The organism is Vibrio cortegadensis, assembly GCF_024347395.1.
GTDB classification, from domain to species: Bacteria; Pseudomonadota; Gammaproteobacteria; order Enterobacterales; family Vibrionaceae; genus Vibrio; species Vibrio cortegadensis.
Map to the genome: position 1 here is coordinate 2,492,049 of NZ_AP025472.1, position 16,137 is coordinate 2,508,185.

At 44.1% G+C, this 16,137-nt stretch carries 8 protein-coding genes, 3 tRNA genes, 3 rRNA genes and 1 other annotated feature; of the genes, 5 read left to right on the forward strand and 9 right to left on the reverse strand.

From position 1 onward, the window contains the following. Window positions 1-255 (forward strand): YfhL family 4Fe-4S dicluster ferredoxin, encoded by a 255-nt coding sequence (locus OCV39_RS11730; protein WP_084654890.1) that lies wholly within the window; start codon window positions 1-3, stop codon window positions 253-255. 821 nt (window positions 256-1,076) lie between these two features. Here the strand turns inward: OCV39_RS11730 and OCV39_RS11735 are convergent. The 9 genes from OCV39_RS11735 to rluD form a co-directional block, all read right to left on the reverse strand. Beyond that, window positions 1,077-1,153, reverse strand: a tRNA-Trp gene (locus OCV39_RS11735). A gap of 34 nt (window positions 1,154-1,187) precedes the next feature. Continuing rightward, window positions 1,188-1,264: transfer RNA gene (locus tag OCV39_RS11740), tRNA-Asp, on the reverse strand. 67 nt (window positions 1,265-1,331) lie between these two features. Then, window positions 1,332-1,447 (reverse strand): 5S ribosomal RNA (rrf, locus tag OCV39_RS11745). A 125-nt stretch (window positions 1,448-1,572) separates the two neighbouring features. After that, window positions 1,573-4,463: ribosomal RNA gene (locus OCV39_RS11750) — 23S ribosomal RNA — on the reverse strand. 387 nt (window positions 4,464-4,850) lie between these two features. Further along, window positions 4,851-4,926 (reverse strand) — tRNA-Ala (locus OCV39_RS11755). A gap of 82 nt (window positions 4,927-5,008) precedes the next feature. Beyond that, window positions 5,009-6,568: ribosomal RNA gene (locus tag OCV39_RS11760) — 16S ribosomal RNA — on the reverse strand. The 16S, 23S and 5S rRNA genes sit together here with 3 tRNA genes alongside, the layout of an rRNA operon. Before the next feature lie 541 nt (window positions 6,569-7,109). Then, on the reverse strand, window positions 7,110-9,686 hold the full coding sequence (gene clpB, locus OCV39_RS11765; RefSeq protein WP_113799318.1) for an ATP-dependent chaperone ClpB: 2,577 nt from the start codon (window positions 9,684-9,686) through the stop codon (window positions 7,110-7,112). A 142-nt stretch (window positions 9,687-9,828) separates the two neighbouring features. Continuing rightward, entirely contained in the window at window positions 9,829-10,554 is a 726-nt protein-coding gene (gene pgeF / locus OCV39_RS11770) for a peptidoglycan editing factor PgeF (RefSeq protein ID WP_261888515.1), read from the reverse strand. Next, window positions 10,554-11,528 carry a 23S rRNA pseudouridine(1911/1915/1917) synthase RluD gene (rluD, locus tag OCV39_RS11775; protein ID WP_136994129.1) on the reverse strand — a complete coding sequence of 325 codons (975 nt, stop codon included), beginning with the start codon at window positions 11,526-11,528 and terminating at the stop codon, window positions 10,554-10,556. The genes pgeF and rluD overlap by 1 nt, the downstream gene beginning before the upstream one ends. A gap of 138 nt (window positions 11,529-11,666) precedes the next feature. On the opposite strand from rluD, the gene OCV39_RS11780 reads away from it, so the two are divergent. From OCV39_RS11780 to pheA, 4 genes are all read left to right on the forward strand, one after another. Next, the gene (locus OCV39_RS11780; protein WP_171756174.1) at window positions 11,667-12,392 is read left to right on the forward strand and encodes an outer membrane protein assembly factor BamD; all 726 of its coding nucleotides are present in this window, start codon (window positions 11,667-11,669) and stop codon (window positions 12,390-12,392) included. Window positions 12,393-12,523: 131 nt separating this feature from the next. Further along, the gene (locus OCV39_RS11785) at window positions 12,524-13,981 is read left to right on the forward strand and encodes an MltF family protein (RefSeq protein ID WP_261888516.1); all 1,458 of its coding nucleotides are present in this window, start codon (window positions 12,524-12,526) and stop codon (window positions 13,979-13,981) included. Window positions 13,982-14,364: 383 nt separating this feature from the next. Beyond that, window positions 14,365-14,697, forward strand: coding sequence for a ribosome hibernation-promoting factor, HPF/YfiA family (gene hpf, locus OCV39_RS11790; RefSeq protein WP_017053098.1), 333 nt, complete (start codon window positions 14,365-14,367; stop codon window positions 14,695-14,697). Window positions 14,698-14,803: 106 nt separating this feature from the next. Next, window positions 14,804-14,921 (forward strand) — a sequence feature (Phe leader region). Between the two features lie 13 nt (window positions 14,922-14,934). After that, entirely contained in the window at window positions 14,935-16,110 is a 1,176-nt protein-coding gene (pheA, locus tag OCV39_RS11795; RefSeq protein WP_017053099.1) for a prephenate dehydratase, read from the forward strand. The last annotated feature ends 27 nt before the right edge of the window (window positions 16,111-16,137 follow it).

The window sequence follows — 16,137 nt, forward strand, 5'->3', positions numbered from 1 at the left end:
ATGGCATTACTGATTCAAGATAGCTGCATCAATTGTGATATGTGTGATCCTGAGTGCCCAAATGGTGCGATTACAATGGGTGACAGTATCTATGAGATCGATCCTAATTTATGTACTGAATGTAAGGGACACTATGATAAGCCAACTTGTCAGTCAGTTTGCCCTATTACGAAATGCATAATCACAGATCCAAAGCATGTTGAAAGTGAAGAGCAGCTCCTTGAGAAGTTTGTAATTATCCAAGGTTTTGCTTAATACCCCAATCATATAAAAGCCCCAGCAACTCAGTTGTTGGGGCTTTTTTTTGCTTTGTAGATCCGCGAAGTTAACCGGACTCCCAGCTCTTTCTAAATGCTCTCGAATAAAGCTCAGCATTTCTGCTGCGGCTTGATGTATGGCAAGGGTTGAGAGATTCGAACTCCCAACACGCGCTATTTTGTGAATGAGCTGAATCCGCTGCTTTTTCTAGAATATTGAAACTCTCAGATTCAAATGCAAAAAAGCCCCAGCATTTCTGCTGAGGCTTGATGTATGGCAGGGGTGGAGAGATTCGAACGCCCAACACGCGCTATTTTGTGAATGAGCTGAATCCGCTGCTTTTTCTAGAGTATTGAAACTCTCAGATTCAAATACAAAAAAGCCTCAGCATTTCTGCTGAGGCTTGATATATGGCAGGGGTGGAGAGATTTGAACTCCCAATACGCGCTATTTTGTGAATGAGCTGAATCCGCTGCTTTTTCAAGAAAAAAACTCTCAGATTCAAATGCAAAAAAGCCTCAGCATCTCTGCTGAGGCTTGATATATAGCAGGGGTGGAGAGATTCGAACTCCCAATACGCACTATTTTGTGAATGAGCTGAATCCGCTCTTTTTCTAGAGTATTGAAACTCTCAGATTCAAATGCAAAAAAGCCTCAGCATTTCTGCTGAGGCTTGATATATGGCAGGGGTGGAGAGATTCGAACTCCCAATACGCACTATTTTGTGAATGAGCTGAATCCGCTGCTTTTTCTAGAGTATTGAAACTCTCAGATTCAAATGCAAAAAAGCCTCAGCATTTCTGCTGAGGCTTGATGTATGGCAGGGGTGGAGAGATTCGAACTCCCAACACGCGGATTTGGAATCCGCTGCTCTGCCAATTGGAGCTACACCCCTATCTCAGTTTTAAAGAGCTGAAACTCTGAATAAGTGGCGGAGTGGACGGGACTCGAACCCGCGACCCCCGGCGTGACAGGCCGGTATTCTAACCAACTGAACTACCACTCCGCAGTGGTCAACTCACTATGTGAGCGTCCATATCTCCAGGTCGGTCAACCTACAGATTTAATTTAAAGCCTGGCGATGTCCTACTCTCACATGGGGAAGCCCCACACTACCATCGGCGCTACTGCGTTTCACTTCTGAGTTCGGCATGGGATCAGGTGGGTCCGCAACGCTATGGTCGCCAAGCAAATTCTTTCTTCTCTGATTTTCTTTCAGAAAAGTAATCTGGAAAGCTATATTTAAAAGTTATCTCTAAACTCATTCAAGTTTGTCTGTATATATCGAGTCCATCAAAACCCCTTGGGTGTTGTATGGTTAAGCCTCACGGGCAATTAGTACAGGTTAGCTCAATGCCTCGCAGCACTTACACACCCTGCCTATCAACGTTCTAGTCTTGAACAACCCTTTAGGGCACTTAAAGTGCCAGGGAAGACTCATCTCAGGGCTCGCTTCGCGCTTAGATGCTTTCAGCGCTTATCGATTCCGAACTTAGCTACCGGGCAATGCCACTGGCGTGACAACCCGAACACCAGAGGTTCGTCCACTCCGGTCCTCTCGTACTAGGAGCAGCCCCCTTCAATCTTCCAACGCCCACGGCAGATAGGGACCGAACTGTCTCACGACGTTCTAAACCCAGCTCGCGTACCACTTTAAATGGCGAACAGCCATACCCTTGGGACCGACTTCAGCCCCAGGATGTGATGAGCCGACATCGAGGTGCCAAACACCGCCGTCGATATGAACTCTTGGGCGGTATCAGCCTGTTATCCCCGGAGTACCTTTTATCCGTTGAGCGATGGCCCTTCCATTCAGAACCACCGGATCACTATGACCTACTTTCGTACCTGCTCGAATTGTCATTCTCGCAGTCAAGCGGGCTTATGCCATTGCACTAACCACACGATGTCCAACCGTGTTTAGCCCACCTTCGTGCTCCTCCGTTACTCTTTGGGAGGAGACCGCCCCAGTCAAACTACCCACCAGGCACTGTCCGCAATCCCGATAAGGGACCTACGTTAGAACATCAAGCATACAAGGGTGGTATTTCAAGGTTGACTCCACCGCATCTGGCGACGCGGTTTCAAAGTCTCCCACCTATCCTACACATGTAGGGTCAATGTTCAGTGCCAAGCTGTAGTAAAGGTTCACGGGGTCTTTCCGTCTAGCCGCGGGTACACTGCATCTTCACAGCGATTTCAATTTCACTGAGTCTCGGGTGGAGACAGCGTGGCCATCATTACGCCATTCGTGCAGGTCGGAACTTACCCGACAAGGAATTTCGCTACCTTAGGACCGTTATAGTTACGGCCGCCGTTTACCGGGGCTTCGATCAAGAGCTTCGACCGAAGTCTAACCCCATCAATTAACCTTCCGGCACCGGGCAGGCGTCACACCGTATACGTCATCTTACGATTTTGCACAGTGCTGTGTTTTTAATAAACAGTTGCAGCCACCTGGTATCTGCGACTCCTAGTAGCTCCATCCGCAAGGGACTTCACCGCCAAGAGCGTACCTTCTCCCGAAGTTACGGTACCATTTTGCCTAGTTCCTTCACCCGAGTTCTCTCAAGCGCCTTGGTATTCTCTACCCGACCACCTGTGTCGGTTTGGGGTACGATTTCTTATAATCTGAAGCTTAGAGGCTTTTCCTGGAAGTATGGCATCAATGACTTCACACCCGTAGGTGCTCGACATCGTGTCTCAGCCTAACAAGAGTCCGGATTTACCTAAACTCTTAGCCTACGCACTTGAACCTGGACAACCGTCGCCAGGCCCACCTAGCCTTCTCCGTCCCCCCATCGCAATTATAAGAAGTACGGGAATATTAACCCGTTTCCCATCGACTACGCTTTTCAGCCTCGCCTTAGGGGTCGACTTACCCTGCCCCGATTAACGTTGGACAGGAACCCTTGGTCTTCCGGCGTGGGAGTTTTTCACTCCCATTATCGTTACTCATGTCAGCATTCGCACTTCTGATACGTCCAGCAGCCCTTACGAACCACCTTCAACCGCTTACAGAACGCTCCCCTACCCCACACACCTAAGTGTGCAGCCGCAGCTTCGGTTTATTACTTAGCCCCGTTACATCTTCCGCGCAGGCCGACTCGACCAGTGAGCTATTACGCTTTCTTTAAATGATGGCTGCTTCTAAGCCAACATCCTGGCTGTCTGAGCCTTCCCACATCGTTTCCCACTTAGTAATAATTTGGGACCTTAGCTGGCGGTCTGGGTTGTTTCCCTCTTCACGACGGACGTTAGCACCCGCCGTGTGTCTCCCGGATAGTACTTACTGGTATTCGGAGTTTGCAAAGGGTTGGTAAGTCGGGATGACCCCCTAGCCTTAACAGTGCTCTACCCCCAGTAGTATTCGTCCGAGGCTCTACCTAAATAGATTTCGGGGAGAACCAGCTATCTCCGAGTTTGATTGGCCTTTCACCCCTAGCCACAAGTCATCCGCTAATTTTTCAACATTAGTCGGTTCGGTCCTCCAGTTGATGTTACTCAACCTTCAACCTGCCCATGGCTAGATCACTCGGTTTCGGGTCTATATCCAGAGACTGTGTCGCCCAGTTAAGACTCGGTTTCCCTACGGCTCCCCTAAACGGTTAACCTTGCCACTGAATATAAGTCGCTGACCCATTATACAAAAGGTACGCAGTCACACCACGAAGGTGCTCCTACTGCTTGTACGTACACGGTTTCAGGTTCTATTTCACTCCCCTCACAGGGGTTCTTTTCGCCTTTCCCTCACGGTACTGGTTCACTATCGGTCAGTCAGTAGTATTTAGCCTTGGAGGATGGTCCCCCCATATTCAGACAGGATATCACGTGTCCCGCCCTACTCGATTTCACTGATTATGATGCGTCGGTTACGGGGCTATCACCCTTTGCTGCGACACTTTCCAGAGTCTTCACCTGCATCATTAAAAGCTTAAGGGCTAATCCAATTTCGCTCGCCGCTACTTTCGGAATCTCGGTTGATTTCTCTTCCTTCGGGTACTTAGATGTTTCAGTTCCCCGAGTTCGCCTCGTTACGCTATGTATTCACGTAACGATACTAGCTTATGCTAGTGGGTTTCCCCATTCGGAAATCCCAGACTCAAAAGACTTTTACTGTCTAATCTGGGCTTATCGCAAGTTAATACGTCCTTCATCGCCTCTGACTGCCAAGGCATCCACCGTGTACGCTTAGTCACTTAACCATACAACCCGAAAGGGTCTCTGTTTTACTTTCGCTTTTGAAAAGCGAAAACAAACTAGTATGGCAACTAACCAAGGTTTTTGGTTGTCATTAAGAAGGGTTAATTCTCAATGACTGTTTGCCGGACTCAATAATGGAACAATGTAAACATTGTTCCGAATACAAGACACTTGAATGTGTTTGTGTGTTTATCAATGAAGATAAACATTGAGAACTTTTAAATTTGATTAACTTAATTACAGCCTGAGCCGTTTTGTTTTACTTTTTAAAAGTAAAAATAATTAAACTAATCAGTCAGCTTTCCAAATTGTTAAAGAGCATGTATTTCATTATCTAAAGATAATGTAACCATTTCTAAGGACACTAAATAAAGGAATGTACTTAAAGATGGTGGAGCTATGCGGGATCGAACCGCAGACCTCTTCGCTGCCAGCGAAGCGCTCTCCCAGCTGAGCTATAGCCCCATCTGGTAAAGTAAAATCCTTTTTTACTCTAAAATAAACCTAATCAATCTGTGTGGGTACTCATCGTGAAAATCTTCGTATATAAGGAGGTGATCCAGCCCCAGGTTCCCCTAGGGCTACCTTGTTACGACTTCACCCCAGTCATGAACCACAAAGTGGTGAGCGTCCTCCCCGAAAGGTTAAACTACCCACTTCTTTTGCAGCCCACTCCCATGGTGTGACGGGCGGTGTGTACAAGGCCCGGGAACGTATTCACCGTAGCATTCTGATCTACGATTACTAGCGATTCCGACTTCATGGAGTCGAGTTGCAGACTCCAATCCGGACTACGACGCACTTTTTGGGATTCGCTCACTATCGCTAGCTTGCTGCCCTCTGTATGCGCCATTGTAGCACGTGTGTAGCCCTACTCGTAAGGGCCATGATGACTTGACGTCGTCCCCACCTTCCTCCGGTTTATCACCGGCAGTCTCCCTGGAGTTCCCGACATTACTCGCTGGCAAACAAGGATAAGGGTTGCGCTCGTTGCGGGACTTAACCCAACATTTCACAACACGAGCTGACGACAGCCATGCAGCACCTGTCTCAGAGTTCCCGAAGGCACACCTGCGTCTCCGCTGGCTTCTCTGGATGTCAAGAGTAGGTAAGGTTCTTCGCGTTGCATCGAATTAAACCACATGCTCCACCGCTTGTGCGGGCCCCCGTCAATTCATTTGAGTTTTAATCTTGCGACCGTACTCCCCAGGCGGTCTACTTAACGCGTTAGCTCCGAAAGCCACGGCTCAAGGCCACAACCTCCAAGTAGACATCGTTTACGGCGTGGACTACCAGGGTATCTAATCCTGTTTGCTCCCCACGCTTTCGCATCTGAGTGTCAGTATCTGTCCAGGGGGCCGCCTTCGCCACTGGTATTCCTTCAGATCTCTACGCATTTCACCGCTACACCTGAAATTCTACCCCCCTCTACAGTACTCTAGTCCGCCAGTTTCAAATGCAGTTCCGAGGTTGAGCCCCGGGCTTTCACATCTGACTTAACGAACCACCTGCATGCGCTTTACGCCCAGTAATTCCGATTAACGCTCGCACCCTCCGTATTACCGCGGCTGCTGGCACGGAGTTAGCCGGTGCTTCTTCTGTCGCTAACGTCAAATGATGCTGCTATTAACAACACCACCTTCCTCACGACTGAAAGTACTTTACAACCCGAAGGCCTTCTTCATACACGCGGCATGGCTGCATCAGGCTTGCGCCCATTGTGCAATATTCCCCACTGCTGCCTCCCGTAGGAGTCTGGACCGTGTCTCAGTTCCAGTGTGGCTGATCATCCTCTCAGACCAGCTAGGGATCGTCGCCTTGGTGAGCCATTACCTCACCAACTAGCTAATCCCACCTAGGCATATCCTGACGCGAGAGGCCCGAAGGTCCCCCTCTTTGGCTTCTGTTCATTACAAACAAAGGCATTATGCGGTATTAGCCATCGTTTCCAATGGTTATCCCCCACATCAGGGCAATTTCCTAGGCATTACTCACCCGTCCGCCGCTCGTCAGCGAAGTAGCAAGCTACTTCCTGTTACCGCTCGACTTGCATGTGTTAGGCCTGCCGCCAGCGTTCAATCTGAGCCATGATCAAACTCTTCAATTAAAGTTTTTTGCATCCTAAGATGCGGCTCAATGAATACTGACTTTAAATTACCTTAGTAAATTAAAGCTATTACCATTCCAACAGAATGATAATGAATTGACTGTGCCAAGTTCTAAGAACTTGTATTGGTCACTCAGTTCATTGATATCTTTTGTTTCGACTTAATTTACTTTCGCTTTAAAAAGCGAAAACAAACAGTACGGAACTAGTGATTATCATCAACGAGTGCCCACACAGATTGATAGGTCTAAATTGTTAAAGAGCTTGTTTCGAGCTTTGCTCAAAACGGACGGCCATTTTAGCTAGATAAGTCATTGTGTCAAACACTTTTTATCTTAACTTGGCTGCCTCAGTTGAACATTGAAACTAAGATAAGTTTCCCTGTCAACGGAGGCGCATTATAGGCAGTTGGTCATCAAAGGCAAGGGTAAAAACCAAATAAATCATCCCCCACAGTCGGTTCGGCTAGAATTCAACCAGAGCGATGAAAAATAGGCCATAAATGGGTAAGAATCCCCTTTATTTAATGCCGTAATATTAATTATGCTTGATGAGCTACAATTTTATCTTTGCTTACTAAGAGCTGTACTTTTTTATCTGAATCTATTTTTCCAGCCAATATTGCCTTAGCCAATGGATTTTCGACACTCTGTTGAATCGCCCTCTTAAGTGGACGAGCACCAAATACTGGGTCAAACCCTACTTCAGCAATTAATTCCAATGCTTTATTTGACACTTCAAGCTCATATCCACTCTCTTCCATTCGATGAGCCAATCTATCAAGCTGAATAGAAGCGATAGATTTAATATGCTCTTTGCCTAACGGATGGAATACGACCGTTTCATCTACTCGGTTTAGAAACTCTGGTCGGAAGTGTTTATTAACCACTTCCATAACTTCGTGTTTTATTCCTGAATAATCTAAAACCGAAAAATTATCTTGAATTCGATCTGAACCTAGGTTCGATGTCATGATTACTACAGTATTTCGGAAATCAACGGTACGACCTTGTCCGTCAGTTAATCGACCATCATCCAATACTTGGAGTAATATATTAAAGACATCAGGGTGAGCTTTCTCTACTTCATCAAGTAAAATGACAGAATATGGTTTACGACGAACGGCTTCGGTTATATAGCCGCCTTCTTCATATCCTACATATCCTGGAGGTGCTCCAACTAAACGCGCAACAGAGTGCTTCTCCATAAACTCAGACATATCAATTCGAATCATGGCGTCTTCACTATCGAACATAAAGTTGGCTAATGTCTTGCAAAGTTCAGTTTTACCTACCCCTGTTGGCCCCAAAAATAGAAATGAACCTATTGGCTTGTTTGGATCAGACAAACCTGCACGGCTACGACGAATCGCATCAGATATCGCCTCAACCGCTTCAACCTGACCAATAACTCGTTTATGTAATACCTCTTCCATGCGAAGAAGCTTCTCTTTTTCCGCTTCCAACATCTTAGAGACAGGAATGCCAGTCTGTTTCGATAATACTTCTGCAATTTCAGCGTCTGTCACTTTATTTCTGAGTAGCGTCATCTCCTGCATTTCAGCTTGAGTAGCCAAATCTAGTTGCTTCTCTAACTCCGGAATTCTCCCGTACTGTAACTCTGACATCCGATTTAAATCGCCCGCACGACGAGCAAAATCCATATCCATTCGAGCTTGTTCGAGCTCAGACTTTATATGCTGCGTTCCAGAAAGAGCGGCTTTTTCTGCATTCCACACCTCTTCTAGTTCAGCAAAATCACGCTCTTTCACTTTCAACTCAGAGTTAATCGTGTTTAGACGCTTCTCACTTGCGTCATCATGCTCGTTAAATAGTGCTTGCTGCTCTATCTTCAGTTGAATAATTTTTCGTTCTAATTTATCGAGTGACTCTGGTTTTGAGTCTATTTGCATTCGGATACTCGATGCTGCTTCATCGATTAAATCGATCGCTTTATCTGGTAATTGGCGATCCGACACATAACGATGCGATAAACTTGCTGCCGATACGATGGCTGGATCAGTGATTTCCACATGATGATGAAGCTCATAACGTTCTTTTAAGCCACGTAAAATAGCAACGGTATCTTCTACGCTCGGTTCATCAACAATCACTTTTTGAAAACGGCGCTCTAATGCAGGATCTTTCTCAAGGTACTTACGATATTCATCTAAGGTTGTCGCCCCAACACAGTGCAGTTCACCACGAGCGAGTGCAGGTTTTAGCATATTCCCTGCATCCATAGAGCCTTCGCCTTTACCTGCACCGACCATGGTATGAAGCTCATCAATGAAAAGAATGATGTTACCTTCTTCTTTTGATAGCTCATTGAGTACCGATTTTAGGCGCTCTTCAAACTCACCTCGATATTTCGCCCCAGCAACCAATGAACCCATATCAAGAGAAAGTACTCGACGACCGCGAAGACCTTCTGGAACTTCATTATTGATGATTCGTTGCGCTAACCCTTCGACAATCGCAGTTTTACCCACGCCAGGTTCACCAATAATGACCGGATTATTCTTAGTTCGGCGCTGTAATACTTGTATCGTTCTACGAATTTCATCATCTCTACCAATTACAGGATCAAGTTTTCCTTGTTCCGCACGCTCAGTAAGATCTATCGTGAATTTCTCTAATGCTTGTCTTTTATCTTCAGCATTTTGATCATCGACTTTTTGACCACCACGAATCTGCTCAATCGCTTGAGAAAGCTTTAACTCTGTGAGTCCTAGCTCTTTTAGTAACTTGCCAAGCGGGCCTCTATCTTCAATGGCTGCTAGAAGAAAGATTTCAGAAGATATAAAACTATCTTGTCGCTTCTGGGCTACCTTATCGCACAGGTTAAATAGCACACCCATGGCACTAGACAGCTGAACATCACCACCGATACCACTCACTTTTGCCACTCTGTCGAGCATTTCGCTTAATTTTGAACGAAGCTGAACAATATCGATGTCTAACATCGTTAGGAGTGGACGAATCGCACTACCATCTTGGTTAAGCAGCGATACCATAAGGTGAACAGGTTCTATATATTGATGATCTCGACCTAAGGCCAATGACTGAGCATCAGAAATTGCTATTTGGAATTTACTTGTAAAACGATCAAGGCGCATATCTATCTCCATACCTCAATGAGATAATTCTTATAAACAAAGATGGATACGATAATAGAGATTTTCAAGAGGGAGAGAGTGCCTTTAAGCAATAAGTTATTGGCAATCAAATTTTGGAGGTTAAATTCTGAGAAATGACGTTTTATTCAATCCAGATAAAGGCGGCTTGGCGGCCGGTAATACCATCACGTCGATAAGAGTAAAAACTATCTGCGTCGTGATACGTACATAGATTGCTATTAAAGACAGATTGAACACCAGCTCGATTTAATCTTTGCGTTGCAAGCAACCCAATATCCGCTAAATATTTATTTGCTTGAGATTGAGGTCGAAAAGCCTCAATAGCATGCTCATCAAACTCAACGAATGCATTCACAACATCATCACCAACTTCAAACGCACTTTTTCCTATCGCAGGGCCAAGCCAAGCAATAACTTCACCATCAAACTTTTCTACTGCATTTTCTAAAATACCATTAGCTAATCCACGCCAACCAGCATGAACAGCTGCGACTTGTGAACCTTGGGTATTCGTTAATAACACAGGGAGGCAATCTGCCGTCATAGCAGAGCAAACAACATTGGACTGCTGGGTAAATAGCCCATCAGCATCTAAAATTGACTCAGTAGGAGAGCCTATATTCAATACGGTTGTCGAGTGTGTTTGATTCAACCATATTGGGTTAGACGGCATATTCGAGTGCTTAACTAACCTATTACGGTTCTGAATAACGATAGATTCATCATCCCCCACATGAGTACCTAAATTTAAGCCTTTATATACCCCATTCGACACGCCATCGAAGCGAGTCGAACTGAAAGCTTTAATATTTTTAGGTGCACTCCACTGAGGGATGATTAACTTCATTAAATATCTTCAGAGAAGTTTTCTTTCGCATCAACACGTAACGCTTCTGCCATTTCGATCATATCGTCAGGCACGGGAGCATGAAACTCCATTGTCTCATCCGTTACTGGATGATCAAACTTAAGCATAACCGCATGTAACGCTTGACGATCAAACCCACGGATCATGTCAGTCAACTCTTGAGAGGCATCTTTAGGGATGCGAGCTCTACCGCCGTAAGCAATATCACCTAATAAAGGATATTGAAGGTAAGACATATGTACACGAATTTGGTGAGTACGACCTGTCTCTAGACGTAAACGAATACGAGTATGCTCACGGAAATGCTCCGCAACACGGTAGTGAGTCACCGCAGGTTTACCCATTTCATTAACGGCCATAAGAACACGTTTCGTAGTATGACGGCCAATCGGCTTTTCTATCATACCACCAGCGGTCATTTTACCAATCGCAATCGCTTCATATTCACGGGTAATACGACGCTTCTGCAAAGCACGAACTAAACGAGTTTGTGCTGGTACGGTTTTCGCAACCACCATCAAACCTGTCGTATCTTTATCCAGACGATGCACAATACCAGCACGTGGCACTTCAGCAATTTGTGGATAATGGAATAACAACGCATTTAATACCGTACCATCAGGAGTACCTGCACCAGGATGAACGACAAGACCACGAGGCTTATTGATTACCAAGATGTCGTCATCTTCATAAACAATATCTAGTGCAATATCTTGTGCTTCCCAACGCTCTTCGTCTTCAAGTTCAGCATGTACGATGATCTCTTCACCGCCCATAACTCTGATACGTGGTTTAGTTATAACAACGCCATCGACTTGGATTTTGCTGTCTAAAATCCACTCTTTTACACGCGAGCGGGAAAAATCTGAGAAAAGTTCAGCTACTGCTTGGTCTAAACGTTGACCAAGTTGGCTGTCTTTTACTGTATCTGTTAGTGTGATCTGCTGAGCCATATCGAACTTTTTTAAAAACCGTGAGACTAATACCCATGACTATGGATAGAATAGGACAATTGCATCATTGTATCTGTTACTGATAAGAAAGTAACGGAAGCTTACGAAATATTTAAATTCAAGGAATCGACTCCTGACATGAAACGCCAAACTTTATCAGGCTTATTAGCTATATCACTGCTGGCTGGATGTTCTAGTAGTGAAGAAATTGTACCTGATGTGCCACCATCAGAGCTCTATTCAGAAGCGCAAATATCATTACAAAGTGGTAGCTGGTTTACTGCAATAGAAAAACTTGAAGCGTTAGACTCTCGTTATCCATTTGGAGCATACTCTGAACAGGTTCAACTTGATCTTATTTATGCTTACTACAAAAACGATGATCTCGCTCTAGGTTTAGCCACGATTTCTCGCTTCCTTCGCCTAAACCCGACACATGAGAAGGCGGACTGGGTACTGTATATGCGAGGTTTGACACACATGGCTCAAGACCGAAACTTCATGCATGATCTATTGAGCATTGACCGTTCGGATCGCGATCCAGAGCCAGTAAAATTAGCGTTTGCTGACTTTAAAAAACTATTGCAGCGTAGCCCTGAAAGCCCTTACGCAGAAGATGCACAAAAACGCATGTTCGCTTTAAAAAATCGTCTTGCTGAATATGATTTAGCAACCGCTGATTTTTACTTACGCCGTGAAGCATGGATTGCTGCGATCAATCGCTGCCAAGAGCTACAAAAAACATATCCTGATACAGTAGCCGCCCGAAAATCACTCAATATTCAGCTTCAAGCTTATAAAGAGTTAGGGTTGGAAGACGCCATTGCACGAACAGAAGCGTTGATAGAATTAAATCCAATTTAACTGAAACTCGTTGAATGACACCGTTAAGCCGCTTGATTATTAAGCGGCTTTTTTATGTCTATCGACTGACAAACTTGCTGGATAGTTGTTCAATACGTATGATAAATGTAATGATTTAACAAAGTATCAACATGGAGGTTGATGTGAAAAAATTACTTTTACTGCTCGTTATCACGATATTCATTCCTCCCAAAGGACTCGCTTTAGAGCTATCGCCTTTGAGCAAAGAACCGTATGTGGGCGACTTTGATCGTCTATCAAAACGGAATGTCATACGAGTTCTTGTCTCTGCTGATCTAGGTTTTTACTATGTTGAAGCAGGAAAGCCGAAAGGCATCATTGCTGAAATGCTATACCACTTTGAGAAACAACTTAAAAAACAGTCTCAATATTTAAATGTTCAAATTATTCCAGTTCAACGTGATGATTTATTACCCTCACTGACTAGCGGCTACGGTGATGTGGCAGTCGCCAATTTAACCATCACCGACAAGCGGTTAGAAATTATCGATTTCAGTAACCCTGTTATCAACAATATCCAAGAGATCATCGTTACCAACAAAGATCATCCTCAAATAACCGCTATCGAACAACTCAGTGGTAAAGAGGTTTGGGTGCGAGCCAGCTCTAGTTATTTTGAAAGCCTTCAAGTTATCAATCAAAAACTCGACCAGCAAGGTTTGGCCCCTGTCACCGTTCAGTTCATTGAAGAGACGCTACAGGATTATGAACTTATCGAAATGGTGAACCAGGGGTACATTAATGCCACTATCTTAGATAGTCATAAAACTAAGTTATGGCTTAGTGTGATGGAAAATATCCAAATTCATCCGCAACTCCCACTAAGAGAAAATGGTGAGATAGCATGGGCACTACGCCAAAACAGCCCGAAGCTCAAAGCGACACTCAATAAATACATTAAAACTGCAAAATCGGGCACACTTCTGGGCAACGTTATTTATGACAAATATATAGACAACACTCGATGGCTAAGTCGTGCTTTAAATCCAAAGAAAATCGCCAAACTTAATCATATATCAGAGCTCTTCAGCCAATACTCAAGTCAATATGAATTTGAACCGCTAATGATCTCAGCACAGGCATATCAGGAGTCCGGGTTAGACCAAAGTAAAGTGTCGCACCGAGGCGCAGTCGGTATTATGCAAGTGCTCCCAAGTACCGCAAAAGATCCCTATGTCAACATTCCAGACATCTATCAATTAGAGAATAATATTCATGCTGGGGTGAAATATATGAGATTTATTAAAGATCGCTACTTTTCAGATAATGACATGAGTGTTGATGATCAAATCTATTTTTCGTTAGCAGCCTATAATGCGGGGCCAGCTCAAATAAGACGAATCCGCAAACTCGCTCTAAAGCATGGTTATGATCCTAATGTATGGTTTAAAAATGTAGAAGTGATTGCCCGACGTAACATCGGAAGGGAGCCTGTTCATTATGTTGCCAACATCAATCGATATTACGTGGTATACAAACAACTCGCTGCCATTCAAAAAGTACGAGATAAAGGAAATGCAGTACTTTTGAAGGATAACCAAGTGAGGTTTATGGACATGTCTCCATAGTAATCAAGCTGTGATGACTGAAATGCAAAAATGCCGCTCAATCAAATGACGAGCGGCATTTTAACATTCAAATGTATAACTTATGAGCATCAGTGAATCTGTATCACATTTAGGCTCTGGACGTTTATTCATCATCAAAATATTCAGGCTGTAAAAACTCCCCAAAAATGATGAATTTTCAGCGTATTACCCTTACCAATCTATCTTGTTTTTTTTTGATAACAAGGTATTTCAGCAGAAAATAAAGAAAGATTTGCGTAAGATCACATTTAATTTCACCGCCCTATAATCCGCACCAAAGAGTGATCTATATCACATTTATTTAGCTTTATATCCGTAATCTGGAGTTAACCCATGAGGGATGACACAGAGGAAAACTCAATATGAAAGTACAAATCACTGGTAAAAACATCGACATCACCTCTGCAATTCGTGAGCACATTGAAGCTAAATTTAAGAAACTAGAGAAGTGGCAAGTAGACATCATTGGTTGTCAAACAAGCTTTAGCGAAGAGCCAAATAAACAGAAAAAATTCGAGGCTATTATCACGGTTCCTAAAGGACAACTTGTTGCTTCCGCTGTAAACGAAGATCTATACAAAGCGGTTAATGAAGTAGAACAAAAACTAGAACGCCAACTGAATAAACTACGCCACAAACCAGAAGCTCGTCGTTCTGAAAAACCTGAGATAGAAGAAGCTGAAGAAGTCGAATAAAAAATAAGGATTTAAGATAGCGCCTACGGGCGCTATTTTTTTGCTTGACGCCTTATCCCTGCTTGCTTATTGTGTTTAAACATTCAGCGATAAATTACTATTTATGCATACCAAACAACTGTTCTTTTTTGACTTATTTTTTCTTCCATAACTGGGGGCGAACTCGTTTTCGAAAGAAAAGTCAAAAACGAACAGAAGCCTCCCAAAATGGGGGGCTTTTTTATAAGGACAATTTTAATGACTGACAGCCATATCTCTCTTGATGAGATCCGTTTACGACTCAATGAACTTGATGACCAACTTCTGAGCCTATTCTCAGAACGCCGTAAACTCAGTATTGAAGTTGCTAAAAGCAAAGTAGAAACATCCAAACCAGTACGCGACGCTTCTCGCGAACAGCAACTGTTAGTCAAATTAATCAACAACGGCAAAAATAAGTATGATCTTGATGCTCAATACATCACTAAGCTTTTTCATACCATTATTGAAGACTCCGTATTGCTGCAACAATCTTACTTACAAAATTTAGCGAATCCTCAGAATAGAAAACCTTTAGCCCGAGTAGCGTTTCTTGGTTCAAAAGGATCGTATTCACACCTTGCAAGCCGTGAATATTTCAGCCGTAAAAATATGGAGCTTGTTGAGCTCAATTGCGATCACTTTAAAGATGTCGCCAATACCGTAGAGTCTGGCCACGCTGATTACGGAGTGTTGCCAATAGAGAACACCAGCTCAGGCTCAATTAATGAAGTCTATGACCTTCTGCAGCACACCACTTTGTATATTGTTGGCGAACTCACCCAACCCATTGAGCACTGCCTTGTTGCAACAGAAGAGATCCGAATCGAACAAATTAAAACCCTCTACTCACACCCTCAGCCGCACCAACAATGCAGTGAGTTCTTGAGCAGAATGAAAGGCGTGAAATTAGAGTCATGCGTGAGCACAGCCGATGCGATGCAAAAAGTAAAAGAGTTAAATCGCACCGATGTGGCCGCGATTGGAAACTCATCAAGTGGCAAGCTGTATGGATTGCAATCCATTCAAGGCAACATCGCCAATCAAACTGAAAACCATACACGATTCATTGTGGTTGCTCGTAAACCCGTTGAAGTTTCACCGCAGATCCCGGCAAAGACAACGCTCATCATGTCGACGTCACAACAGGCGGGCTCTCTAGTTGAGACGCTACTGGTACTACAGCGTTATGGCATTAACATGAATAAATTGGAGTCACGACCAATCATGGGCAACCCATGGGAAGAGATGTTTTATGTCGATTTAGAATCTCACCTAGACTCTATAGAGATGCAACAAGCTATTGTGGAGTTAACCAAAATAACTCGCCACCTGAAAGTTTTAGGCTGCTACCCTAGCGAAAATGTAAAACCGACTCAGGTGAAACTTGCGTAGCCTGCACAACGTAACTTTCGCAGGTAC

What these genes read in the sequence shown, in the direction of transcription:
- OCV39_RS11730 (WP_084654890.1), top strand. Translation starts at nt 1, where the DNA reads ATGGCATTACTGATTCAAGATAGCTGCATCAATTGTGATATGTGTGAT.
- clpB (WP_113799318.1), bottom strand. Translation starts at nt 9,686, where the DNA reads ATGCGCCTTGATCGTTTTACAAGTAAATTCCAAATAGCAATTTCTGAT.
- pgeF (WP_261888515.1), bottom strand. Translation starts at nt 10,554, where the DNA reads ATGAAGTTAATCATCCCTCAGTGGAGTGCACCTAAAAATATTAAAGCT.
- rluD (WP_136994129.1), bottom strand. Translation starts at nt 11,528, where the DNA reads ATGGCTCAGCAGATCACACTAACAGATACAGTAAAAGACAGCCAACTT.
- OCV39_RS11780 (WP_171756174.1), top strand. Translation starts at nt 11,667, where the DNA reads ATGAAACGCCAAACTTTATCAGGCTTATTAGCTATATCACTGCTGGCT.
- OCV39_RS11785 (WP_261888516.1), top strand. Translation starts at nt 12,524, where the DNA reads ATGGAGGTTGATGTGAAAAAATTACTTTTACTGCTCGTTATCACGATA.
- hpf (WP_017053098.1), top strand. Translation starts at nt 14,365, where the DNA reads ATGAAAGTACAAATCACTGGTAAAAACATCGACATCACCTCTGCAATT.
- pheA (WP_017053099.1), top strand. Translation starts at nt 14,935, where the DNA reads ATGACTGACAGCCATATCTCTCTTGATGAGATCCGTTTACGACTCAAT.